This window comes from Paenibacillus sp. FSL H7-0918, from assembly GCF_038007025.1.
Taxonomy (GTDB): Bacteria; Bacillota; Bacilli; order Paenibacillales; family Paenibacillaceae; genus Paenibacillus_AQ; species Paenibacillus_AQ odorifer.
The window spans coordinates 3,091,872-3,117,132 of sequence record NZ_JBBOWJ010000001.1 but is presented as its reverse complement, the minus strand read 5'-3'; the positions used below and the strand labels follow the sequence as shown (position 1 = coordinate 3,117,132).

General features: G+C 47.8%; 17 protein-coding genes and 6 rRNA genes. 1 reads left to right on the top strand and 22 read right to left on the bottom strand.

Annotated features, from left to right (window positions below; genetic code table 11):
- Nucleotides 1-14 precede the first annotated feature (14 nt).
- The 8 genes from yabA to MHI15_RS14015 all read right to left on the bottom strand — a co-directional run bounded on the left by yabA (nucleotide 15) and on the right by MHI15_RS14015 (nucleotide 5,868).
- Nucleotides 15-380 carry a DNA replication initiation control protein YabA gene (gene yabA / locus MHI15_RS14050; protein WP_036678835.1) on the bottom strand — a complete coding sequence of 122 codons (366 nt, stop codon included), beginning with the start codon at nucleotides 378-380 and terminating at the stop codon, nucleotides 15-17.
- 30 nt (nucleotides 381-410) lie between these two features.
- Nucleotides 411-1,211: a PSP1 domain-containing protein gene (locus MHI15_RS14045; protein ID WP_036678838.1), complete on the bottom strand. Its 801-nt coding sequence runs from the start codon at nucleotides 1,209-1,211 to the stop codon at nucleotides 411-413.
- Between the two features lie 139 nt (nucleotides 1,212-1,350).
- Nucleotides 1,351-2,325 carry a DNA polymerase III subunit delta' gene (gene holB / locus MHI15_RS14040; RefSeq protein WP_076099912.1) on the bottom strand — a complete coding sequence of 325 codons (975 nt, stop codon included), beginning with the start codon at nucleotides 2,323-2,325 and terminating at the stop codon, nucleotides 1,351-1,353.
- 17 nt (nucleotides 2,326-2,342) lie between these two features.
- Nucleotides 2,343-2,786 (bottom strand): YaaR family protein, encoded by a 444-nt coding sequence (locus MHI15_RS14035; protein WP_036678842.1) that lies wholly within the window; start codon nucleotides 2,784-2,786, stop codon nucleotides 2,343-2,345.
- A 51-nt stretch (nucleotides 2,787-2,837) separates the two neighbouring features.
- Nucleotides 2,838-3,167 (bottom strand): cyclic-di-AMP receptor, encoded by a 330-nt coding sequence (locus tag MHI15_RS14030; protein WP_036678844.1) that lies wholly within the window; start codon nucleotides 3,165-3,167, stop codon nucleotides 2,838-2,840.
- A gap of 126 nt (nucleotides 3,168-3,293) precedes the next feature.
- The gene (tmk, locus tag MHI15_RS14025; protein WP_036678846.1) at nucleotides 3,294-3,935 is read right to left on the bottom strand and encodes a dTMP kinase; all 642 of its coding nucleotides are present in this window, start codon (nucleotides 3,933-3,935) and stop codon (nucleotides 3,294-3,296) included.
- Nucleotides 3,936-5,474 (bottom strand): aminotransferase class I/II-fold pyridoxal phosphate-dependent enzyme, encoded by a 1,539-nt coding sequence (locus tag MHI15_RS14020; protein ID WP_341164498.1) that lies wholly within the window; start codon nucleotides 5,472-5,474, stop codon nucleotides 3,936-3,938.
- A gap of 208 nt (nucleotides 5,475-5,682) precedes the next feature.
- Nucleotides 5,683-5,868, bottom strand: a complete 186-nt coding sequence (locus MHI15_RS14015) for a sigma factor G inhibitor Gin (protein ID WP_036678851.1) — start codon at nucleotides 5,866-5,868, stop codon at nucleotides 5,683-5,685.
- Between the two features lie 209 nt (nucleotides 5,869-6,077).
- Between MHI15_RS14015 and MHI15_RS14010 the strand changes: the two genes are divergently transcribed.
- Nucleotides 6,078-6,602, top strand: coding sequence for a hypothetical protein (locus MHI15_RS14010; RefSeq protein ID WP_076130063.1), 525 nt, complete (start codon nucleotides 6,078-6,080; stop codon nucleotides 6,600-6,602).
- 63 nt (nucleotides 6,603-6,665) lie between these two features.
- On the opposite strand, the gene MHI15_RS14005 is transcribed toward MHI15_RS14010, so the two are convergent.
- The 14 genes from MHI15_RS14005 to MHI15_RS13940 form a co-directional block, all read right to left on the bottom strand.
- The gene (locus MHI15_RS14005; RefSeq protein ID WP_036678856.1) at nucleotides 6,666-7,079 is read right to left on the bottom strand and encodes a hypothetical protein; all 414 of its coding nucleotides are present in this window, start codon (nucleotides 7,077-7,079) and stop codon (nucleotides 6,666-6,668) included.
- Between the two features lie 258 nt (nucleotides 7,080-7,337).
- Nucleotides 7,338-7,454 (bottom strand): 5S ribosomal RNA (rrf, locus tag MHI15_RS14000).
- Between the two features lie 128 nt (nucleotides 7,455-7,582).
- A 23S ribosomal RNA gene (locus MHI15_RS13995) occupies nucleotides 7,583-10,509 on the bottom strand.
- A 232-nt stretch (nucleotides 10,510-10,741) separates the two neighbouring features.
- A 16S ribosomal RNA gene (locus MHI15_RS13990) occupies nucleotides 10,742-12,299 on the bottom strand.
- The 16S, 23S and 5S rRNA genes sit together here, the layout of an rRNA operon.
- Before the next feature lie 422 nt (nucleotides 12,300-12,721).
- On the bottom strand, nucleotides 12,722-13,873 hold the full coding sequence (locus MHI15_RS13985) for an amidohydrolase family protein (protein WP_341164497.1): 1,152 nt from the start codon (nucleotides 13,871-13,873) through the stop codon (nucleotides 12,722-12,724).
- A gap of 2 nt (nucleotides 13,874-13,875) precedes the next feature.
- Nucleotides 13,876-14,934: an aminotransferase class V-fold PLP-dependent enzyme gene (locus MHI15_RS13980; RefSeq protein WP_076130920.1), complete on the bottom strand. Its 1,059-nt coding sequence runs from the start codon at nucleotides 14,932-14,934 to the stop codon at nucleotides 13,876-13,878.
- 21 nt (nucleotides 14,935-14,955) lie between these two features.
- A complete protein-coding gene (locus tag MHI15_RS13975; protein WP_076130919.1) occupies nucleotides 14,956-15,705 on the bottom strand; it encodes an ABC transporter ATP-binding protein in 750 nt (249 codons plus the stop codon).
- Nucleotides 15,696-16,460: an ABC transporter ATP-binding protein gene (locus tag MHI15_RS13970; RefSeq protein ID WP_076130917.1), complete on the bottom strand. Its 765-nt coding sequence runs from the start codon at nucleotides 16,458-16,460 to the stop codon at nucleotides 15,696-15,698. Before MHI15_RS13970 ends, MHI15_RS13975 begins: the two co-directional genes overlap by 10 nt.
- Nucleotides 16,460-17,326, bottom strand: coding sequence for an ABC transporter permease (locus tag MHI15_RS13965; protein ID WP_341164496.1), 867 nt, complete (start codon nucleotides 17,324-17,326; stop codon nucleotides 16,460-16,462). Before MHI15_RS13965 ends, MHI15_RS13970 begins: the two co-directional genes overlap by 1 nt.
- Nucleotides 17,323-18,312: an ABC transporter permease gene (locus MHI15_RS13960; protein ID WP_076130914.1), complete on the bottom strand. Its 990-nt coding sequence runs from the start codon at nucleotides 18,310-18,312 to the stop codon at nucleotides 17,323-17,325. The genes MHI15_RS13965 and MHI15_RS13960 overlap by 4 nt, the downstream gene beginning before the upstream one ends.
- Nucleotides 18,309-19,925 carry an ABC transporter substrate-binding protein gene (locus MHI15_RS13955; protein WP_076130912.1) on the bottom strand — a complete coding sequence of 539 codons (1,617 nt, stop codon included), beginning with the start codon at nucleotides 19,923-19,925 and terminating at the stop codon, nucleotides 18,309-18,311. Before MHI15_RS13955 ends, MHI15_RS13960 begins: the two co-directional genes overlap by 4 nt.
- A 154-nt stretch (nucleotides 19,926-20,079) precedes the next feature.
- Nucleotides 20,080-20,196, bottom strand: a 5S ribosomal RNA gene (gene rrf / locus MHI15_RS13950).
- A gap of 128 nt (nucleotides 20,197-20,324) precedes the next feature.
- Nucleotides 20,325-23,251, bottom strand: a 23S ribosomal RNA gene (locus MHI15_RS13945).
- Nucleotides 23,252-23,513: 262 nt separating this feature from the next.
- Nucleotides 23,514-25,071, bottom strand: a 16S ribosomal RNA gene (locus MHI15_RS13940).
- Between the last annotated feature and the right edge of the window lie 190 nt (nucleotides 25,072-25,261).

Below are 25,261 nucleotides of genomic sequence, written 5' to 3'. Positions count from 1 at the left end.
ACGGCTGGATATCCTCATTTATTAAGAAAAGAAAGACAGAACAGACAGTCACCTTCCGTGCGTAAATGTCCAAAATAAACATTACAGATGTGAAAGCCTTCGTGGTAAAGTCGAGCCAAGTTGTCATAACCTTCCCCGACAACCTCTTCTGTTCCCTCTCCGGTAGCTAAAAGAGCTTCCGCCTCCGCAGAATCTACGGTAGGATCCAAAGGTGCATCCCGCTTTAAAATTTTGCGAAGCTGTTCATTCTCCAGAGTTAACCTCTGGTTAGCTTCCATCAGTTCTTTTACCGTCTGTTTCCATTCTCCAAGATTGGCGCGCATCGTTTCCATCTGCGCTTCCATATCCTGCATGTGTGCAAATATATTTTTCTTCTCCAAGTTTCCACCCCGAAAGTAACCTTATATGGTTTACTTGACGACAACATCATCCATTGGAAGTTCCTTAACTTTGCCCACTTCAAACAACTGTACATGAACCGTACGGTTTCCGGCATTGATTCCTACTACTTTGCCATCCCCCAATGAGGTCACGACAATCTTGCCGACCGCTGGCATTTCTTCCTTTACACTCTCATAATTGTCATGCTCAAATTTCAAACAACACATCAGACGTCCACAAAGTCCGGAAATCTTCGTCGGATTAAGTGAAAGGTTCTGGTCCTTGGCCATTTTTATGGATACGGGTTCAAAATCCCCTAACCAAGAGGAGCAGCAAAGCACTCGTCCACAAGGTCCAAGGCCACCTAGCATCTTAGCTTCATCACGTACCCCAATTTGCCGAAGCTCAATGCGGGTCCGAAAAATACTTGCCAGATCCTTAACCAATTCTCTAAAGTCAACGCGTCCTTCAGCCGTAAAGTAAAATATAATCTTATTACGGTCAAAAGTAAACTCTACATCTACGAGCTTCATTTTGAGACCGTGGTCGCGTATTTTATTTAAACAGGTGGTAAAAGCCTCCTTAGCGGCGCTTTTGTTCTCCTCAACAACGCGTGCGTCGGTTTCTCCGGCAATACGCATCACTTTTTTGAGGGGTAGTACAACATCGGACTCCTCCACCTCTTTTTTGCCTACGACAACCTTACCGTATTCCACCCCACGTGCTGTCTCAACAATAACACATTGATCTCGTTCAATCGGAAAATCAAGTGGATCAAAATAATATATTTTACCCGCTTTTTTAAAACGGACACCTACTACGCTGTACAAAAATTAACCCCCTTGTTTGCCGGTAAAAGGAACCTATGGGCATGTCCGCTCCCTGATGATCCATGCTTGTCCTTCCTCGTCTGTTAAAACGATACTTCCAGGTAAAGCGACATCCGGAGGATATATCATTGCTAATCCTTTAACTTTCCAGTCGGATTAAGAACTGCTCCAGACACAACTGGGCATTGGCATTGGAACGCAGCTTCTTAGTACTCTCTGCAGCATATCCCATATAAGCCACCCATTGTTCCGCACTGCGCCCACGGGCATGCCTGGAAATAAAGTCTAACTGATCTATAAAAACGATACTTTCGTGCTTGCGGTACAGGAAGTAGAGCATATCTTTAAACCATAGATGGAACATGCTGAAAAGGATATCCAAATGTTCAGCGAGCCCAGTCTTGAACAGCTTCTGCCCGGCAGTTGCTACCGTGGAGCTGCCCTTGCTTAAGGACTCCTTAGCTAATTGTAACACTAGATTTCTCATTTCTGCAAACCAATTCTGTTCCAAAAGTTCCCTGCAACCATCAAGTCCCGAACTGAGTGATACTGCACATCGAGCTAAGGGGATCGGCACACCCTCACTTGCTAGCGCTTGAAGCATAATATCCGGATTTAACGGACTAAATGGGATCCGCTGAGTCCGTGACTGAATCGTCGGCAATAAAGAACGACTATTATCAGATATTAGGATTCCTACTGCCGGAGCTGGCGGTTCTTCCAGAAACTTCAACAAACTATTGGCAGCTTGTACCGTCATTTTGTCTGCCCCATCTATAATATAAACCTTTGGATTCACACCCTCAGATCGATAGGAAAAGACACGCTGCAGCTCACGGATCTGGTCTATTTTTATGCTTGCACCGTCGGGCTGCAGCAATGACAAATCAGGATGGTTTCCATGCTCAACCTTTCGGCACTCTAGACATTCGCCACAGGCGTCATCCTTGCTTTCCGTGCAAAAAATTGCTTGGGCAAACATCAGCGCCGTCTTCATTTGTCCACTGCCTGCTGGTCCTGTAAATAAATAAGCATGGCTCACAGCATCCTTGCGCAAGGCATTTTGGAGTAGCCGTTTAGCATGCTCCTGGCCTACTATATCATGAAAAGGCATAATTTCCTCCCAAAACTTTAAAAAGAAAGGTTGATTAACAACCCACGAATTTCTCCAACACGTCCCAACAGATCTATTCGGCCCTGCTCACTATTCAGCAGATCGTCTGCCATAGATAGCAAAGCCGCATCAATTTCCTCAAGCAGCTTGTAACGCTTACCCCGCCCACGTCTATCCCATCCACGTGTCTCTTTCAGTATAACGCCTCTACGAGCGGTTTCTTCCAGAAACCTTTTGATCATCATCCGGTAAATGGTGAGTTCACGAATGGTCATAGACTTAGATAAACGGTCGCCTTGTGACTGTATTTCTTTGATCTGGCGGTTTAGTTCATCTTTGGTTTTCTGTTCACCTTGCTGCTGAAAAACGTCAGAGAACGATTTCTGCTGAACAGGCTTATTAGCCCCTTCTGCATTTGGAAGCTCACTCTTTAAGGGCCTATATCCCGGATTGATCTTCAAAGGTTATCTACCGCCCCTTTTTTGTAAATGACTTACTCATTTATATTATACTTAATAATGTTCGAAACGATCTACAGGAAGCACGAATACAGTAGCGCCACCGACCTGTACTTCAACAGGGAGCGGTAAATAGGAATCCGTCGTGCCACTCATCGGAGTTACTGGAGTGACTAGTTGTTCACGCACTTTACAGCTGTTACGGATAACGTTCAATACAGCTTCGATCTGACTGTCTTCTACCCCAATCATAAATGTCGTATTTCCCGCCCGCAGAAATCCACCTGTACTTGCGAGTTTGGTAGCACGGAAATTGGCTTTTACTAGCTCACTGGATAACCGGTTACTGTCTTTATCCTGGATAATTGCAATGATCAACTTCATCTTCGCATTCCCTCCCAAAAAAGTTTTATGGAGTATTACTACTTAATGTGTTCTTAGTAGTAACCTCACTTCATAAGCAAACGCTTAGTTATATGCCACTTCTCTTATTATATTAGACAAAACACCCTAAAAACCCTTTAATACTCTCTCTTCAAGAGTTCTCACGATATCTTGTTCTACCAGATGAATAGGGCGGTTTGCATCAAGAACTACTATTCTCTCCGGATTCGCCTTAATTAATAAATGATAACCTTCACGAACCTTCTGATGAAAGGCAAGACTCTCCATATCCAGACGATTGACTTCGCGATCTTGATTGGCCGCAATCCGTGATAATCCAATCTCAGGGTCTACATCCAGATAAAAGGTTAGATCGGGCATGCGATTTCCAATAGCAAAACGGTTAATACTCCACACCTCTTCCATACCTAATCCTCTTGCATGTCCTTGATAAACGAGACTGCTGTCTACAAAGCGGTCACAGAGGACTGTAAGCCCTTCTCTAAGAGCTGGCTCTACTACTTCAGCGAGATGTTGGCTTCTTGATGCAGCGTACAGCAATGCCTCAGTACGTGCATCCATTGCAGTATGGGCAGGATCCAGAATAATAGAGCGAATTTTTTCGGCGATTTCTATGCCTCCAGGTTCACGTGTAATTCGATAGGGCATGGACCGATTCTGCAAATATGCTGCTACTCTGCCCAGTACCGTTGTTTTTCCGGAGCCTTCGCCCCCTTCTAATGTTATGAAGAAACCTTCTTTGCCCACTTATACTTCTCCGCCCTTCTGAATGTTGTATACCTTAATACGCTGTAAGACCGGATCAGCACAAGCCTGGAACTTCGCGCCTCCATAAGCTAAACCAGTCAGTCTTTGCTGTATCTGATCTGTGATGACCTCACCCGGATATAATAATGGAATGCCTGGTGGATAGGGAATTACCATTTCTGCAGCTACTCTCCCCACGCTGTGTTCAAGATTAATACTTTCTACCTCATTGGCTGACACCGGCTTCAAAGAGAAGGGAACGGGTGCTGAGATTTGTAAAACATTCAAATTGTTCCACGTGGAAATATTTTGAGATTCTAAAATGCCAGCGGTGTGCGGTGATTCGGATGTATCCTCCGACTCTATTTCCCGCAGCGCCTGCAATAACCTTGCTGCATCTTCAGCCTTCGAACCGAGGCTGAACAGCAGCACTACGTGCCGGTCGTCACTCATCTCCGGCACACAGCCCTTAGCCTCGAGCCTGCGCTGCAGCTCGAAACCGCCTAGGACCCCGGTGGCGTCATAAATGACGACTTTGAAGGGGTCCTGCGTCTCGTACGCCGCCTTATGCAGCGGCGTACCGTCGTGCAGCGGCTCTGCCGGCTGCACCAATCCATAGCGCGGCAGCTCGGCAAGGCCGCGCCGCAGGACATCCACGGCGGCCAGCCCCGCCGTGAAAGCATCGCTGCCCCGGCTGTGCAGCAGCCGCCGGGCAAGATCAAGCGACGCCATCATAGGATATGATGGGCTGGAGCTCTGCACCATGGCGAGCCGCTGCGAGAGCAGGGCGCGGTCGAGCCGCTGCCCTTGAACATGCAGCATAGCGCCCATGGTCATCGCAGTGAGCATCTTGTGCGTGGACTGCACTACGCCGTCCGCGCCACAAGCAAGCGCCCCGGCAGGCAGTGCCGGGTGCTGCCCGTAATGCGCCCCATGCGCTTCATCGACAAGCAGCGGTATACCGCTGTCGTGGCAAATACGCGCGAGGGGCGCAAGGTCACTGCCCATGCCGTAGTAATTGGGCATGGTGACAAATACAGCGGCGGCTTCCGGATAGGCTGCAAGTGCAGCCTCAACAGCTTCTGCCGCCGGCGCTACTGCCAAGCCGCTGAGTGGATCAATCAGCGGCTCGACGAAAACAGCCCTCACTCCAGCTAACATAAGACCATGAATCACTGATTTATGCACATTTCGTTGAAGAATCAGAATCATTCCTGGCTCGGGGCAAGCCGTTAGAATCAGCGCCAGGTTACCCGCCGTACTTCCGCCAACTAGAAAAAAACTCTCCTCTGCTCCAAAGCAATCCGCAGCCAACTCCTGTGCTTCCTTAATGACTCCCTCAGGATGATGAAGATCATCCGTACCGGTAATCTCCGTAACATCGTACTTCATGACCTCATCTAGAAACCCAGCGCCTTCTACGCCGTCATATGCCGCTCCATTTTTATGTCCCGGCACATGATAAGATATATTACCCACAATTCTATATTGCTCCAGCATTTCGTATACAGGTGCCCTACATCGTTGTAATTTATTCATATTAAATTCCTTCCCATAGGGTTCCTTCTATTTTAACGTAAATATTCAGAAACTCCTATGTTTCCTCATAAAAGCATCTGACTGAACAGCAAAACGGCTCCCCCCGCTTAAACAACGAGGAAGCCGTATATGAATATCTCTAATGCAGCCCTTATATCTTTCATCCAGACTGCTCTCTTATCCGCATCAATTAACAGAGTTACTCTACTTAAGCGTTCTTTTGCAATCCGATCTTCTTCATCTGGCCAATAAAAAAACGGTACTTAGCATCTTCTGCCTCGGTACGGATCATTTCTGCCTCACAATCCTCACAAATAAAATGCGAGACAATCACAATACCTTCTTCTTTTTCCTGCCCACAAATGATACAAGCTTGCCCGGTTTGCTGTTCCATAACCATCCCACCTTGACTCTTTTAAGAACAGTATGATACACCTTCTATCATTTTAAACCTTTTCATAGTTTTTTCATATCCTTCGTTTCGTGTATTATATATATTCCGCTGCCCCTATATCGGTGAATATTCGCCCATAGTTTAATAAAATGCTTTCATTCGCCGATATTAAGAACATATGAATCTGTGAGGAGGTTAGTCTATTTTATATGGAACCCAACACCAAAGGCGCTGCTACATTCTATCAATATAAATTAATCAAAAAAATTAATCTAACGGCACCTCTGCTGCGTGTTTATATTTTGCTCCCTCTTTTGGTCCTTGTGCTCGAGACAGTCTTTCTTTCTTGGTGGAGTATTCTCTACTTAATTATAGCTGCTCCGGTTATGTTCTGGGTTCAATATGTTATTTCACGCTCAGTACTTCTAATCTCCGGGCATCCTATTTCAAAAAGATGGTCCATCTCATTTAAAATCCCGTGGCTTGGCTTCATGCCAGATCAACACATTAGTTACCGCATTTTCCGTAAAGTACAGTTACATAATTTTTATATTGGTCTTTGTATTGCAGCTCTCTTTATTTTTTGGTCACCACCGGCATTTACAGTATCCCTGATTATTTGCCACTTGTGGCTTTTATTGCCCCGTCTCTATACACTGTTCAAAATAAATCAACGCAACAAGGAAGGCATGCTTAAGTTTAATCCAACCGATGCCTCCTATTACTCTCAATAGAGTACGGTTAACCTGTATTCGCATATAAATAAATAATCGCCATCCATAACGGACGGCGATTATTTATTTTGTCTTAAGACCTTTAATTAAGGCCTTCTTTTCTTTAGGGATCATAACTATAAAATAATCATCATGCACTGTTAAATGAACCGTTACTCCATCCTTCTGAAAAACACCAGATGAATCGGTATTCTCCTCTTCCTGTTCAACCCATCCCCAGGCCTTAATAGTATCCATATACTCCTCTGGGATACCATTCTTCTCCTTTAATCCAGGTAAAGAATAACGTACATAATCCATAGCAACGTTTGTCGTAGTCTGGTCTGGTGAGTACGCCTCTTGGGGTACAGGGAAATTCTTCTCGTTTAGCGCACCCTCAAAAGCATCCCAGCTGGGCGCTTTCGTACCGCAGCCTGCCAGTATTAAAGCTACTATACACGAAAAAATTAATATCTTAATAATTCTTGTTTGTTTCATGCCTTAAATCCTCCTTACCTCCACAATGCATCTAAAGACACAAGAAAATTCAAAGTTAGAATTTATGAGTAGTTCCTTCGTATTAGAGATGTTGCTTATTATTTGCACTTATCTATTATACTTGTATCGACCTCAGCGTCGGTAACAAAAATGTCACTCAATTACAGCCCCTTCAGATGTTGTACTCCCCTTCAAATATCACTCTTGTCCAAAAAAAACAAAAAAGCCACTGCTGATAAATCAACAATGGCTTAATGTGCTTGGCAACGTCCTACTCTCCCAGGACCCTTCGGTCCAAGTACCATCGGCGCTGGAGGGCTTAACGGTCGTGTTCGGGATGGGTACGCGTGGAACCCCTCCGCTATCGCCACCAAACATGCATCTGTGAAACAGACGCTGCCGCGTGAAATTCGGTTCATCACCAGAAGTGACAATGAATTTCTAAGCGTGTTACAGGCTTGATGCCTGAAAACTGAATCCGAAACGAATTTGCATTCTACGTATAGGATAAGCCCTCGACCGATTAGTATTGGTCAGCTCCATGCATTGCTGCACTTCCACCTCCAACCTATCTACCTCGTCGTCTTCAAGGGGTCTTACTAATTGGGAAATCTCATCTTGAGGGGGGCTTCACGCTTAGATGCTTTCAGCGCTTATCCCGTCCGTACGTAGCTACCCAGCCATGCTCCTGGCGGAACAACTGGTGCACCAGCGGTACGTCCATCCCGGTCCTCTCGTACTAAGGACAGCTCCTCTCAAATTTCCTGCGCCCACGACAGATAGGGACCGAACTGTCTCACGACGTTCTGAACCCAGCTCGCGTACCGCTTTAATGGGCGAACAGCCCAACCCTTGGGACCTACTTCAGCCCCAGGATGCGATGAGCCGACATCGAGGTGCCAAACCTCCCCGTCGATGTGGACTCTTGGGGGAGATAAGCCTGTTATCCCCAGGGTAGCTTTTATCCGTTGAGCGATGGCCCTTCCATGCGGTACCACCGGATCACTAAGTCCGACTTTCGTCCCTGCTCGACTTGTAGGTCTCGCAGTCAAGCTCCCTTATGCCTTTGCACTCTGCGAATGATTTCCAACCATTCTGAGGGAACCTTGGAACGCCTCCGTTACTCTTTAGGAGGCGACCGCCCCAGTCAAACTGCCCGCCTGACACGGTCCCCGTACCCGGTAAGGGTACTAGGTTAGAACCTAGATACGATCAGGGTGGTATCCCAACGGCGCCTCCACCGAAGCTTGCGCTCCGATTTCTACGGCTCCCACCTATCCTGTACAGATCGTACCCAAATTCAATATCAAGCTGCAGTAAAGCTCCATGGGGTCTTTCCGTCTTGTCGCGGGTAACCTGCATCTTCACAGGTATTAAAATTTCACCGGATCTCTCGTTGAGACAGCGCCCAAGTCGTTACGCCATTCGTGCGGGTCAGAATTTACCTGACAAGGAATTTCGCTACCTTAGGACCGTTATAGTTACGGCCGCCGTTTACTGGGGCTTCGGTTCATAGCTTCGGGTTACCCCTAACCACTCCCCTTAACCTTCCAGCACCGGGCAGGCGTCAGCCCGTATACTTCGCCTTGCGGCTTCGCACAGACCTGTGTTTTTGCTAAACAGTCGCTTGGGCCTTTTCACTGCGGCCCCCTCGTGCTATTCACACTACCGGGGCACCCCTTCTCCCGAAGTTACGGGGTCATTTTGCCGAGTTCCTTAACGAGAGTTCTTCCGCGCGCCTTAGAATTCTCTTCTCGCCTACCTGTGTCGGTTTGCGGTACGGGCACCTTCTCCTGGCTAGAGGCTTTTCTTGGCAGTGTGAGATCATGACCTTCGCTACTACAATTTTCGCTCCCCATCACAGCCCAGCCTTAATGATGTGCGGATTTGCCTACACATCAGCCTCACTGCTTAGACGGACATCCATCAGTCCGCGTCACTACCCTCCTGCGTCACCCCATCGCTCATAGCGGATTACGGTGGTACAGTAATTTCAAACTGTTGTCCTTCGACTACGCCTTTCGGCCTCGCCTTAGGTCCCGACTTACCCTGAGCGGACGAGCCTTCCTCAGGAAACCTTGGGCTTTCGGCGGATCAGATTCTCACTGATCTTTTCGTTACTCATACCGGCATTCTCACTTGTGTAGTGTCCAGCGCTCTTTTCAGTACACCTTCAACCCCTACACAACGCTCCCCTACCCCAGATACATACGTATCTAGCCATAGCTTCGGTGGTGTGTTTAGCCCCGTTACATTTTCGGCGCAGAGTCACTCGACCAGTGAGCTATTACGCACTCTTTCAATGGTGGCTGCTTCTAAGCCAACATCCTGGTTGTCTGTGCAACTCCACATCCTTTCCCACTTAACACACACTTGGGGACCTTAGCTGATGGTCTGGGCTGTTTCCCTTTTGACAATGGATCTTAGCACTCACTGTCTGACTCCCGGCAATAAGTATATGGCATTCGGAGTTTGACTGAGCTTGGTAATCCTTGCGGACCCCGCACCCAATCAGTGCTCTACCTCCACTACTCTTATACCGAGGCTAGCCCTAAAGCTATTTCGGGGAGAACCAGCTATCTCCGAGTTCGATTGGAATTTCTCCGCTACCCCCACCTCATCCCCGCACTTTTCAACGTACGTGGGTTCGGGCCTCCAGTGCGTGTTACCGCACCTTCACCCTGGACAGGGGTAGATCACACGGTTTCGGGTCTACGTCCACATACTAATTCGCCCTATTCAGACTCGCTTTCGCTGCGGCTCCACCTTCTCGGCTTAACCTTGCATGTTAAACGTAACTCGCCGGTTCATTCTACAAAAGGCACGCCATCACCCATTAATAGGGCTCTGACTTTTTGTAAGCACACGGTTTCAGGTTCTATTTCACTCCCCTTCCGGGGTGCTTTTCACCTTTCCCTCACGGTACTGTTTCACTATCGGTCGCCAGGTAGTATTTAGCCTTAGCAGATGGTCCTGCTGGATTCATACGGGGTTTCACGTGCCCCGCACTACTCGGGATCCGTCTCGGAGAGAACACAGTTTAGGTTACAGGGCTTTTACCTCTATCGCGGGCCTTTCCAGACCTCTTCACCTACCATATTCCTTTGTAACTCCATGTGAGACGTCCCACAACCCCTAAGAGCAAGCTCTTAGGTTTAGGCTGTTCCGCGTTCGCTCGCCGCTACTGACGGAATCACTATTGTTTTCTCTTCCTCAGGGTACTTAGATGTTTCAGTTCCCCTGGTCTGCCTCTACATTTCCTATGTATTCAGAAATGAGTAACTGCGAATTACCACAGCTGGGTTTCCCCATTCGGACACCCCCGGATCAAAGCTTGCTTACAGCTCCCCGAGGCAGTTTCGTTGTTCGCCACGTCCTTCGTCGGCTCCTGGCGCCTAGGCATCCTCCGTGTGCTCTTATTAGCTTAACCTTGATTCTTCCGAAGAAAAATCTCACTAATAACATTTACTTGTTTGCACAAGTTGCTAAAAGATGTTCTAAAACGCAAATTCGTTTCGGTATCCAGTTTTCAAGGATCAAGTCTTACTTGAGAGCTTAAACTCTCAAAACTGAGCAACGAGTGAGTAACAGGCCTAAACCTGAGTTTTGGAAGCTTAGCTTCCGATTTGAATGTTCTCATTGCAGAGAACGATTCTCCATAGAAAGGAGGTGATCCAGCCGCACCTTCCGATACGGCTACCTTGTTACGACTTCACCCCAATCATCTACCCCACCTTCGGCGGCTGGCTCCCTTGCGGGTTACCCCACCGACTTCGGGTGTTGTAAACTCTCGTGGTGTGACGGGCGGTGTGTACAAGACCCGGGAACGTATTCACCGCGGCATGCTGATCCGCGATTACTAGCAATTCCGACTTCATGCAGGCGAGTTGCAGCCTGCAATCCGAACTGAGACCGGCTTTGATGGGATTGGCTCCACCTCGCGGCTTCGCTTCCCGTTGTACCGGCCATTGTAGTACGTGTGTAGCCCAGGTCATAAGGGGCATGATGATTTGACGTCATCCCCACCTTCCTCCGGTTTGTCACCGGCAGTCACTCTAGAGTGCCCAGCATTACCTGCTGGCAACTAAAGTTAAGGGTTGCGCTCGTTGCGGGACTTAACCCAACATCTCACGACACGAGCTGACGACAACCATGCACCACCTGTCTCCTCTGTCCCGAAGGCCGCTGCTATCTCTAGCAGATTCAGAGGGATGTCAAGACCTGGTAAGGTTCTTCGCGTTGCTTCGAATTAAACCACATACTCCACTGCTTGTGCGGGTCCCCGTCAATTCCTTTGAGTTTCAGTCTTGCGACCGTACTCCCCAGGCGGAGTGCTTACTGTGTTAACTTCGGCACCAAGGGTATCGAAACCCCTAACACCTAGCACTCATCGTTTACGGCGTGGACTACCAGGGTATCTAATCCTGTTTGCTCCCCACGCTTTCGCGCCTCAGCGTCAGTTACAGCCCAGAAAGTCGCCTTCGCCACTGGTGTTCCTCCACATATCTACGCATTTCACCGCTACACGTGGAATTCCACTTTCCTCTTCTGTACTCAAGCCACCCAGTTTCCAGTGCGACCTCAGGTTGAGCCCAAGGTTTAAACACCAGACTTAAATAGCCGCCTGCGCGCGCTTTACGCCCAATAATTCCGGACAACGCTTGCCCCCTACGTATTACCGCGGCTGCTGGCACGTAGTTAGCCGGGGCTTTCTTCTCAGGTACCGTCACTCCGGTAGCAGTTACTCTACCGGACGTTCTTCCCTGGCAACAGAGCTTTACGATCCGAAAACCTTCATCACTCACGCGGCGTTGCTCCGTCAGGCTTTCGCCCATTGCGGAAGATTCCCTACTGCTGCCTCCCGTAGGAGTCTGGGCCGTGTCTCAGTCCCAGTGTGGCCGTTCACCCTCTCAGGTCGGCTACGCATCGTCGCCTTGGTGGGCCGTTACCCCACCAACTAGCTAATGCGCCGCAGGCCCATCCCTCAGTGACAGATTGCTCCGTCTTTCATTCTTCTCTCAGGAGAAAAAAGAAATTATCCGGTATTAGCTACCGTTTCCGGTAGTTATCCCAGTCTGAAGGGCAGGTTGCCTACGTGTTACTCACCCGTCCGCCGCTAAGTTATTTTGAAAGCAAGCTTTCAAAATAACTCCGCTCGACTTGCATGTATTAGGCACGCCGCCAGCGTTCGTCCTGAGCCAGGATCAAACTCTCCAATTAGTATTGAAAAGAGCGATATGCTCATTTTGAAACATCTGACGAGAAAATTAATTCTCTAATTTGGATTTCACTTGCGTGATTTCCTACTCACTCGTTGTTCAGTTTTCAAAGATCAAGTTCTCGTTGGCGCCGTTTAATGTCTCAGCAGCAACTCTTATACTATATCATGTTCGGCTATTTAATGTCAAGCTCTTTTTTAACTTCTTTTTCGAGCTCGGCATGTGAATTTCTTGGCCGGACTTAGAATATATCATGTATGGAGATGCATTGCAAGAGTTTTTTATATAAAATCAAAAGCATAAAACATCATCTATGTATTATCGTATTATAATAACTACCTCCCCTTATCATCTAATTATCTAGAAAGTAAAAAAACAACTGCAGAAGATAACAGTTGTTTTTTAGAAGAAGCTTAGACGATTCTAGATTAATTCCGCTTCCTTCGCTCCAGTAATTACGGCAATGATATTGCTTCGAAGTGCCTCCGCATTGTGCGCTTCATATGGATCCGCTTTGAAAACAACAGCATCTGCAATAAAACCTTCTGCAATTTTTCCCAGCTCGTTACCGCTCCCCAGAATATCTGCAGCACTTTTAGTCGCAGCCTGCCACGCTTCTCTCCGAGTTAAGCCATAATCAATCAATGTATCCAGTTCTTGAAGGTTATAGCCATGTAGTGCAGGTGTGGCATAATCTGTACCGAATCCAATACGAACGCCTTCTCTTTTTGCATAATGAATGGCCTTGGAATGACATTCGGCAGCGCGGGCAGCTCGGTCGCAAATGATCGGGTTCAACGCTAGAACGCCTTTTGGGTCTGCAGCAATACGATAAATTGATGTGGTGGGTACAAACGCTACCCTCGAGTTAGCAAGTCTTCCTGCCTGATCCTCAGTTAGAAACATCCCATGCTCTATTGATTCCACGCCGGCCTGGATGGACCAGTCTATCGTCACTCCGCCCCAGGTATGAACCAGTACCTTCTTATCATGGGCATGTGCATTACGAACAATGAACGAGAACTCTTCTTCGGAAAAGATCGGGTCAACGACTTTCTCGGTAGGTGCTCCAAGCCCGCCTGTGGCCATGATTTTTATCCAACCCGCTCCTGTAGCAAAGATTTCCGCCATGCGTTGTTCTAAATGCTTGAGACCACGGGCATCTGCTGCTCCAATCATATCGCTACTGGTCTGCACTCTTAATGGATGCTGATATTGCTGAACAAGATGCTGCACTGTGCTCGGCAGAATCCCACCTGCATCACGGGCAGTCGTTACACCCGTTCTAAGAGTAGCTTCAAAAGCTTGTGCCTGCATAATTTCGATCTCGTTGGCATCGCGCTTCAATTGATCAGAGTGGTCAAAATCTGTCCAAGCTAAATGCGTATGAAGATCAATAATACCCGGACTTAGCCACAGATCTGTTCCTGCAAGATTTGACTCTACTTGATGCGGATCCGCTTCAGTAATGGATGAAAAACGCCCATCCTTTATCACGACATCAAAACGTCTGCCTTCGATCCCTGCTATAAAAATGTCATTGAACGTTTGCAGCTCTGGATGCTTATGAATCATCTTCATTCCCCCCATGCCAGCCGAACAGCTGCTAATGCCTGAACAGGGTCTTGTTTCAACAGTTCGGCAAGCGTGGATATAGCCTTCTCCACACTTTGCCGCTCAGCATTCGTTCCAAAATGGTTGATCCGTAGAAGATGGCCAAATAATTCTCCGTCTCCGGGAGCCACAATGCCTATAGGCTGCTCAATCCGCAACTCTTGCTTTCCAGAAATCCGCACCGTTGTAGTCAGCGTAGAATAATGTCTGCTGTCCTTTTGCCAAGGCTCAAGCCCCAAGGATTTAATACCAGCTACAGCAGCTGCTGCGGCTCGCTCATGGCGTTTGATTACTTGATCCAATCCTTCTTCTTCAATTCGTGTCAAAGCTTGAGTCAAGGCTCTAGCCTCCAGCGTAGGAATGTTTGGGGCAACCCGCAATGGCGCGGCGTCTCCAAGTGATGGTTTCAGCTCCAGCAAGGATAAAATAGAATTGCGTGGAGCATTTTCATTCGACTCAAGAAATTCCCAGCCACGTGGAGAAATACTTACGGCACTAACACCGTTGGGTCCAGCTAAGGCTTTTTGCGCACCTATAACTGCAAAATCAACGGACCATTCATCCACCAGCAGGGCCTCTCCCCCAACCGCAGATACGGAGTCCGACACAGTAATTAGATTGAATTCTTTTGCAATTTCAAATATTTCTTTAGCAGGATTAGAGCCTCCAGTAACCACTTCAGCTTGAACAAAAGAAAGGGCACAAGGTTTAAACTCCTTAATCGCGGAAGCAACTTGGTCGCTAGTGACCACTTCATCAAAAGGAACCTTTACTTCAACAACCGTTGCTCCACCCCGCTCAAGCCATTTTCCAAATAAACTTCCATAAGGACCTGTTACTATATTTACAATGGTTCGACCAGGTGCAGCTATTCCGGCGGCTACCGCCTCGATTCCAAGGATTGCCTCAGCCGGAATGATAACTGGAGGGTGCTCAGTAAACAAGACTTTGGAAATTAAATGTGTTAGCTTATTGTACTCAGCCAGTGAAAGTGGCACGTATCCTTTATGTTCTCGGTTCATAAAAAAACCTCCTGATGTACTTTATTTTGGCATTTTCGGAACCGCCGACAACAGCTCATAACTGTATTCATGTTTAGGACGGATGAAGAATTGATCCCGCGGACTCTGCTCCACGAGCTTTCCTTGCCGCATAACTGCTACCGTATCGCTAATTGCATTGATTACTCCTAGATCATGAGAAATAAAAAGCATGGTGAGATTAAGCTCAGCCTTCAGCGTATTGAACAGTTCCAGCACACTAAGCTGCACAGATACATCCAACGCACTTGTAGGTTCATCCGCGATCAGGATGTTTGGCTCAACACTTAATGCACGAGCGATCGCTATCCGTTGACGCTGCCCGCCGGAAAATTCATGCGGGAATTTGTCTAACGCCTTTTGTCCTAAATGAACTTGATTCAAAAGCTCTTTGCATCTTTGTTCAACATCTGTACGCCCCACTATTTTATGAAACAATAAGGGCTCGGAAAGAATTTGCCTAATCGAATGTTTAGGATTTAGCGAAGCATCTGGATTTTGGAAAATCATCTGGATTGTTTTGTGCTGCTCACGGCTTCTTTTCTTTTTTAATTCTTGGGTACCCAACAGAATCTGTCCCTCATTTGGGGCAATCAGTCCAGCAATTACTCGCGCCAGCGTAGATTTCCCTGATCCGGATTCTCCAACAAGCCCAAGGGTGGTGTGCTGCTCAAGATTCAGATTGATACGATCCAGTGCAGTAAAGCCGCCATAATGAACAGTTAAATCTTTTATTTGCAAGGCTAATTGCATGAGTCTCTACTCCCTTCAAGCTCTGGCAAAGGAAGCACCGAATCAATCAGCATCTGTGTGTAAGGGTCTTTCGGATTTTGCAAAATATCAAGAGTATTGCCCTGCTCAACAATCTGCCCCTGTTTCATTACACATAGCCGTGAACACAAGTTTGCTGCAATCGCTAGGTTATGCGTAACAAATACCATGGCAAAACTGAGCTCATGCTGGAGGCTCGTGATCGTCTCAATAATTTGCCGTTGAACCGTGACGTCAAGTGCCGTTGTCGGCTCATCACAGAGAAGTATGCCTGGCTTACACGCCAGTGCCAGAGCGATGACTACCCGTTGACACTGACCGCCTGACAGCTGACTCGGATACCGGTCCTTTTTCTTCAATGAATCGGGGAGACCAAGCCTTTCGAGCAGTTCCAGTGCAATTACCCGCGAAGTCTTACGGCTTACTTTCTGTCTGTAATACACAACTTCAGCCAGTTGTTTGACAACCGTACAGAGCGGATCAAGCGCACCTCTTGGATCTTGAAATACCATCGCACTGCTTACGTCACTTTTAATGGTGCCACCAGTCTGTTCAACACCATTTGGAAGCAAGCCTAAAATTGCACGCAGCGTAAGCGATTTTCCTGATCCCGATTCACCTACTAATCCCAGACTCTCCCCTTTACTCAGCGAAAAACTAACATTATTGACCAATCTCTCATTTGACTTAGCTGCCAGCGATAGCGCCTCTATTTCTAAAATGGGTTGTATAGACATTATTTTTTCCTCCATATGTCTGCCAAACCATCACCTAGGAGCGACAAAGCTATCCCCGTATACACCACTGCAAATCCCGGAACGGCCGAGAGCCACCAAGCTGTAGTGATGAAGGGCTGTCCATCTGAAATCATTGTCCCCCAGTCAGGAGTTGGCGGTGTAATGCCGATACCAAGATACCCGAGCGTAACAATGGCAACAAGCAATCCAATCATATCTGTCATAAGGACGACCACGGCTTGCGGAAGTACATTCGGCAGGAGATGACGCAAAATAATTTTCACTCCTGGTAGCCCTAAGGTTTGAGCGGACGCCACCCATTCCTGATTACGAAAAGAAGCACTAAGACCTCTGACGACACGGGCAAAGACAATCCATCCTACAAAAATAAAAGTAATATAAATGCCTCGTTCTCCTGCTCCACTTGCAAAAGCCACGATAATAACGATCAGATAAAAAGGAAAGGCGATGAATGTATCTGACAACAGCGTAATAACTGTATCGATCCATTTGCCGTAATATCCTGCCAGCATTCCTAGAAATACACCTGTGCAAGAGGGAATGATTTCTGCCAAGACCATGATTTTCAAATCAGTCCTCGCTGCATAAACCAGTCTGGTAAACAGATCACGCCCTAATTGATCAGTTCCCAACCAATGTTCGGCTGACGGAGGCTGTAAAAAGGCACTCAAATTTTGCTCAGAGGGGTCATAAGGACTTATATAAGGTATAAACACAGTCAAGAGAATAAGAGCTGCAAACATAATAATTCCCACTAGAAGTGATGGGGTATTCCATATTCGCTTTAAGCCGCTTGTTATCTTACCGTCTTCATACAATCGCGAGTCTAGTCTTATAGTTTTCATTGTTTTCCTTTCGTTCTGGGATCAAGCCACCAGGAAATGATTTCAATCAAGAGACTGATGATCACAACAGATAGCGCACAGTAAAGTGCTATTCCTTGAATAACCGGAAAGTCCCGTTTCGAAATTGAAGTGAACAATAAGCTGCCAATTCCCTTAATTCCAAATACCTGCTCAACGACCAAGGTGCCTCCGATTAAATAAGAAATATTCACACCCAGCAGCATTAACGTAGGAAGAGCAGAGTTGCGCAGCACATGTTTAAATAAAATAACCCTGTTTGGTATGCCCGCAGCCTTAAGGGTGACTACAAAATCCGATTCTAACACTTCAAGCATCTGCGCTCTTAATGAACGAACAAGCGTAGGAACCTGTGAAAAAGCAACAGTGATTGCTGGAAGTGCAAGACTATGCAAGGTTCCGACCCACCCTTCACTTACTCCCCCAACAGGGAACCAGCCAAGCCGGACACTAAAGAGCAAAATTAAAAGTAAGCCAACCCAGAAGATTGGCATACCTAGAGTAATTGTAGGAAAAATACGTATCAAATGGTCCAGCAGTTTATCCTTATGCGTAGCGGCTACCGTAGCGAGCAGAAGGGATACAAAAATCGCCAACACACAAGCCATCACGATGAGCAGCAAAGTAACAGGGGCCCGTTGTGTAATCAACTCTCTTGTTGATGTCCCCATAATAATGGAGTTTCCAGTATCTCCTTGAGTAAACAGCGTCTTCACAAATCGGATGAATTGCTCCCATAAAGGGAGGTCCAGCCCAAGAGTATGATGCATACTCTTGAGCGCCTCAGGGGTGCTGTATTCTCCCAAAATCATTTTTGCTGGATCTCCCGGCACGATTCGTATGATGAAAAAGACTGCTATCATTACGCAGAAGATCACTGCCAATGCTTTTATAAGAGATATCACAAGCCAGTTGTAAGAACCCTTGCTTCCTTTCGGTTGATTTAACACCTGCTTAAGATTCATCATTGGCTGATGCGGACATCTTCGAAACGGGCACTGCCGTTTGGTAGAACAACGAGACCGTCAACTGAAGAACGAATACCTTTTAAAACATCTGGATAGTAAAGCGGAATATAAGGAACTTCATCAGCAAGGGTCTGCAGCAGCTTAGTATAGATTTGTGCACGTTCATCTCCATCCGCAGTTTTTTGTCCCTCATATAGAAGCTTCGTTACTTCATCATTTGTATAATGCGTCCAATATGATTTGCTGAAGCCTTCCGGATCGGTCTGGAAAGCAATAATTGAGTTCGCTTCAGGGGAATCCGCTTGGCCACTGTTCAGCATTGCCGCAAAATCATATGCGAAGAAACGTTCACGGAAAGTGGCAAGTTCAATCGATTCAATCTCAATCTTAATCCCGATCGTTTGGCCCGCTGCCTGAATAATTTGTGCCTCTTGAGCTCTTGTGCTATTACCGGATGCTACAAGTAATTTGGTAGTGAAGCCATTAGGGAAGGCAGATTTGGCAAGCTCCTCCTTGGCTGCTTCGATATTAAAGTTCAGTGCTTTGATTGTATCATTTGCGTTATAAGGAATCGTTGTTGGCAGCAATGAGTTTGCTGTTTGTGCATAACCAAAGGTTAACGCCTTGGTCAAGCCCTCACGATCAAGCGCCAGCGCCAGAGCGCGACGGACATGCACATCAGAAAAATGTTCATCCAACGTATTAAAGAACAATTGCTCTGTCACCCAACTACCGTTAGTAACTACTTTAGTGTCAGCCCCATCTTTAATCTCATTGGCATTTTGCAGAGCCAAAGATTCAATAGCATTAACTTCTCCAGCCTTCAGCTGGTTAATCGCTTGGCTGTCATCTTCAATCAGCTTATAAACGAGCTTATCAATATAGGGTTTACCTTCTTGCCAGTAGAATGTATTCTTAGTGAAGGTCAGATCACCAGCAGTGTCCCATGTTTCAACAACAAAAGGTCCCGTACCGATTGGTTTCTTGAAGAATTCCTCTTCGGATACTCCCCCGAAATTGTTAGGAAGGATACCATTTGAGAAATTAGATAGCTCCGAGATAAATGGTGTATAAGGCTCTTTAAGTGTAATAACAAGCGTTTTGTTATCTTGCGCTTTGATTGTGTCGACCTTTGCGGATATTGCAAGCGGGCCGCCTACCTTCAAGTGCCGCTCAAGAGAGAATACAGCATCTTCTGCGGTCACATCCGTACCATTGGAAAACTTCAAACCATCACGAAGCTCGAATGTATACGTCAGACCATCTTCACTGATATTATGTGACTTAGCAAGCCAATCTACAATTTCACCTTTGCTGTCAAAAGCGACTAATGATTCAAAAACTTTGTCGATTGCAAAAGCATTGTTGGACGTAATCTGATTATGCAAATCCAGCGAAGTTACAGAAGCAGGTCGTCCATAGACGAAAGTCCCTCCCGTTGCAGGTTCTGCAGTTTGAGGACTTTGAGTTGCCGGACTCGCACTTTCCTGTGCCTCTTTATTTGAATCAGCCTTATTATTAGACCCCGAGCACCCTGCAATTAACATCAATAGCAAAACTGCTATTGCCCCCAACAGAATCGGTTTCTTAATAGATACACTAAAGTACGACATAATTCGCTCCCCCTATAATTCTTATATGTTTAGTATGAATTGTATTATGGGTTAAACACTCTAGTCTGTCAAACATAATTTAATTTGCAACAATCCTTAAGTAAATATACATAACAAAAAGACCACTGTCGATTACTCAACAGTGGTCTTGTGTGCTTGGCAACGTCCTACTCTCCCAGGACCCTTCGGTCCAAGTACCATCGGCGCTGGAGGGCTTAACGGTCGTGTTCGGGATGGGTACGCGTGGAACCCCTCCGCTATCGCCACCAAACATGCGTCTGTGAAACAGACGCTGCCGCGTGAAATTCGGTTCATCACCAGAAGTGACAATGAATTTCTAAGCGTGTTACAGGCTTGATGCCTGAAAACTGAATCCGAAACAAATCTGCATTTTAAGTATAGGATAAGCCCTCGACCGATTAGTATTGGTCAGCTCCATGCATTGCTGCACTTCCACCTCCAACCTATCTACCTCGTCGTCTTCAAGGGGTCTTACTAATTGGGAAATCTCATCTTGAGGGGGGCTTCACGCTTAGATGCTTTCAGCGCTTATCCCGTCCGTACGTAGCTACCCAGCCATGCTCCTGGCGGAACAACTGGTGCACCAGCGGTACGTCCATCCCGGTCCTCTCGTACTAAGGACAGCTCCTCTCAAATTTCCTGCGCCCACGACAGATAGGGACCGAACTGTCTCACGACGTTCTGAACCCAGCTCGCGTACCGCTTTAATGGGCGAACAGCCCAACCCTTGGGACCTACTTCAGCCCCAGGATGCGATGAGCCGACATCGAGGTGCCAAACCTCCCCGTCGATGTGGACTCTTGGGGGAGATAAGCCTGTTATCCCCAGGGTAGCTTTTATCCGTTGAGCGATGGCCCTTCCATGCGGTACCACCGGATCACTAAGTCCGACTTTCGTCCCTGCTCGACTTGTAGGTCTCGCAGTCAAGCTCCCTTATGCCTTTGCACTCTGCGAATGATTTCCAACCATTCTGAGGGAACCTTGGAACGCCTCCGTTACTCTTTAGGAGGCGACCGCCCCAGTCAAACTGCCCGCCTGACACGGTCCCCGTACCCGATAAGGGCACTAGGTTAGAACCTAGATACGATCAGGGTGGTATCCCAACGGCGCCTCCACCGAAGCTTGCGCTCCGATTTCTACGGCTCCCACCTATCCTGTACAGATCGTACCCAAATTCAATATCAAGCTGCAGTAAAGCTCCATGGGGTCTTTCCGTCTTGTCGCGGGTAACCTGCATCTTCACAGGTATTAAAATTTCACCGGATCTCTCGTTGAGACAGCGCCCAAGTCGTTACGCCATTCGTGCGGGTCAGAATTTACCTGACAAGGAATTTCGCTACCTTAGGACCGTTATAGTTACGGCCGCCGTTTACTGGGGCTTCGGTTCATAGCTTCGGGTTACCCCTAACCACTCCCCTTAACCTTCCAGCACCGGGCAGGCGTCAGCCCGTATACTTCGCCTTGCGGCTTCGCACAGACCTGTGTTTTTGCTAAACAGTCGCTTGGGCCTTTTCACTGCGGCCCCCTCGTGCTATTCACACTACCGGGGCACCCCTTCTCCCGAAGTTACGGGGTCATTTTGCCGAGTTCCTTAACGAGAGTTCTTCCGCGCGCCTTAGAATTCTCTTCTCGCCTACCTGTGTCGGTTTGCGGTACGGGCACCTTCTCCTGGCTAGAGGCTTTTCTTGGCAGTGTGAGATCATGACCTTCGCTACTACAATTTTCGCTCCCCATCACAGCCCAGCCTTAATGATGTGCGGATTTGCCTACACATCAGCCTCACTGCTTAGACGGACATCCATCAGTCCGCGTCACTACCCTCCTGCGTCACCCCATCGCTCATAGCGGATTACGGTGGTACAGTAATTTCAAACTGTTGTCCTTCGACTACGCCTTTCGGCCTCGCCTTAGGTCCCGACTTACCCTGAGCGGACGAGCCTTCCTCAGGAAACCTTGGGCTTTCGGCGGATCAGATTCTCACTGATCTTTTCGTTACTCATACCGGCATTCTCACTTGTGTAGTGTCCAGCGCTCTTTTCAGTACACCTTCAACCCCTACACAACGCTCCCCTACCCCAGATACATACGTATCTAGCCATAGCTTCGGTGGTGTGTTTAGCCCCGTTACATTTTCGGCGCAGAGTCACTCGACCAGTGAGCTATTACGCACTCTTTCAATGGTGGCTGCTTCTAAGCCAACATCCTGGTTGTCTGTGCAACTCCACATCCTTTCCCACTTAACACACACTTGGGGACCTTAGCTGATGGTCTGGGCTGTTTCCCTTTTGACAATGGATCTTAGCACTCACTGTCTGACTCCCGGCAATAAGTATATGGCATTCGGAGTTTGACTGAGCTTGGTAATCCTTGCGGACCCCGCACCCAATCAGTGCTCTACCTCCACTACTCTTATACCGAGGCTAGCCCTAAAGCTATTTCGGGGAGAACCAGCTATCTCCGAGTTCGATTGGAATTTCTCCGCTACCCCCACCTCATCCCCGCACTTTTCAACGTACGTGGGTTCGGGCCTCCAGTGCGTGTTACCGCACCTTCACCCTGGACAGGGGTAGATCACACGGTTTCGGGTCTACGTCCACATACTAATTCGCCCTATTCAGACTCGCTTTCGCTGCGGCTCCACCTTCTCGGCTTAACCTTGCATGTTAAACGTAACTCGCCGGTTCATTCTACAAAAGGCACGCCATCACCCATTAATAGGGCTCTGACTTTTTGTAAGCACACGGTTTCAGGTTCTATTTCACTCCCCTTCCGGGGTGCTTTTCACCTTTCCCTCACGGTACTGTTTCACTATCGGTCGCCAGGTAGTATTTAGCCTTAGCAGATGGTCCTGCTGGATTCATACGGGGTTTCACGTGCCCCGCACTACTCGGGATCCGTCTCGGAGAGAACACAGTTTAGGTTACAGGGCTTTTACCTCTATCGCGGGCCTTTCCAGACCTCTTCACCTACCATATTCCTTTGTAACTCCATGTGAGACGTCCCACAACCCCTAAGAGCAAGCTCTTAGGTTTAGGCTGTTCCGCGTTCGCTCGCCGCTACTGACGGAATCACTATTGTTTTCTCTTCCTCAGGGTACTTAGATGTTTCAGTTCCCCTGGTCTGCCTCTACATTTCCTATGTATTCAGAAATGAGTAACTGCGAATTACCACAGCTGGGTTTCCCCATTCGGACACCCCCGGATCAAAGCTTGCTTACAGCTCCCCGAGGCAGTTTCGTTGTTCGCCACGTCCTTCGTCGGCTCCTGGCGCCTAGGCATCCTCCGTGTGCTCTTATTAGCTTAACCTTGATTCTTCCGCAGGAAAATATCATACGATGACATTCTCTTTGGAATCATCTCACTAATAACATTTACTTGTTTGCACAAGTTGCTAAAAGATGTTCTAAAACGCAAATTCGTTTCGGTATCCAGTTTTCAAGGATCAAGTCTTACTTGAGAGCTTAAACTCTCAAAACTGAGCAACGAGTGAGTAACAGGCCTAAACCTGAGTTTTGGAAGTTAAACTTCCGATTTGAATGTCCTCATTGCAGAGAACGATTCTCCATAGAAAGGAGGTGATCCAGCCGCACCTTCCGATACGGCTACCTTGTTACGACTTCACCCCAATCATCTACCCCACCTTCGGCGGCTGGCTCCCTTGCGGGTTACCCCACCGACTTCGGGTGTTGTAAACTCTCGTGGTGTGACGGGCGGTGTGTACAAGACCCGGGAACGTATTCACCGCGGCATGCTGATCCGCGATTACTAGCAATTCCGACTTCATGCAGGCGAGTTGCAGCCTGCAATCCGAACTGAGACCGGCTTTGATGGGATTGGCTCCACCTCGCGGCTTCGCTTCCCGTTGTACCGGCCATTGTAGTACGTGTGTAGCCCAGGTCATAAGGGGCATGATGATTTGACGTCATCCCCACCTTCCTCCGGTTTGTCACCGGCAGTCACTCTAGAGTGCCCAGCATTACCTGCTGGCAACTAAAGTTAAGGGTTGCGCTCGTTGCGGGACTTAACCCAACATCTCACGACACGAGCTGACGACAACCATGCACCACCTGTCTCCTCTGTCCCGAAGGCCGCTGCTATCTCTAGCAGATTCAGAGGGATGTCAAGACCTGGTAAGGTTCTTCGCGTTGCTTCGAATTAAACCACATACTCCACTGCTTGTGCGGGTCCCCGTCAATTCCTTTGAGTTTCAGTCTTGCGACCGTACTCCCCAGGCGGAGTGCTTACTGTGTTAACTTCGGCACCAAGGGTATCGAAACCCCTAACACCTAGCACTCATCGTTTACGGCGTGGACTACCAGGGTATCTAATCCTGTTTGCTCCCCACGCTTTCGCGCCTCAGCGTCAGTTACAGCCCAGAAAGTCGCCTTCGCCACTGGTGTTCCTCCACATATCTACGCATTTCACCGCTACACGTGGAATTCCACTTTCCTCTTCTGTACTCAAGCCACCCAGTTTCCAGTGCGACCTCAGGTTGAGCCCAAGGTTTAAACACCAGACTTAAATAGCCGCCTGCGCGCGCTTTACGCCCAATAATTCCGGACAACGCTTGCCCCCTACGTATTACCGCGGCTGCTGGCACGTAGTTAGCCGGGGCTTTCTTCTCAGGTACCGTCACTCCGGTAGCAGTTACTCTACCGGACGTTCTTCCCTGGCAACAGAGCTTTACGATCCGAAAACCTTCATCACTCACGCGGCGTTGCTCCGTCAGGCTTTCGCCCATTGCGGAAGATTCCCTACTGCTGCCTCCCGTAGGAGTCTGGGCCGTGTCTCAGTCCCAGTGTGGCCGTTCACCCTCTCAGGTCGGCTACGCATCGTCGCCTTGGTGGGCCGTTACCCCACCAACTAGCTAATGCGCCGCAGGCCCATCCCTCAGTGACAGATTGCTCCGTCTTTCATTCTTCTCTCAGGAGAAAAAAGAAATTATCCGGTATTAGCTACCGTTTCCGGTAGTTATCCCAGTCTGAAGGGCAGGTTGCCTACGTGTTACTCACCCGTCCGCCGCTAAGTTATTTTGAAAGCAAGCTTTCAAAATAACTCCGCTCGACTTGCATGTATTAGGCACGCCGCCAGCGTTCGTCCTGAGCCAGGATCAAACTCTCCAATTAGTATTGAAAAGAGCGATATGCTCATTTTGAAACATCTGACGAGAAAATTAATTCTCTAATTTGGATTTCACTTGCGTGATTTCCTACTCACTCGTTGTTCAGTTTTCAAAGATCAAGTTCTCGTTGGCGCCGTTTAATGTCTCAGCAGCAACTCTTATACTATATCATGTTCGGCTATTTAATGTCAAGC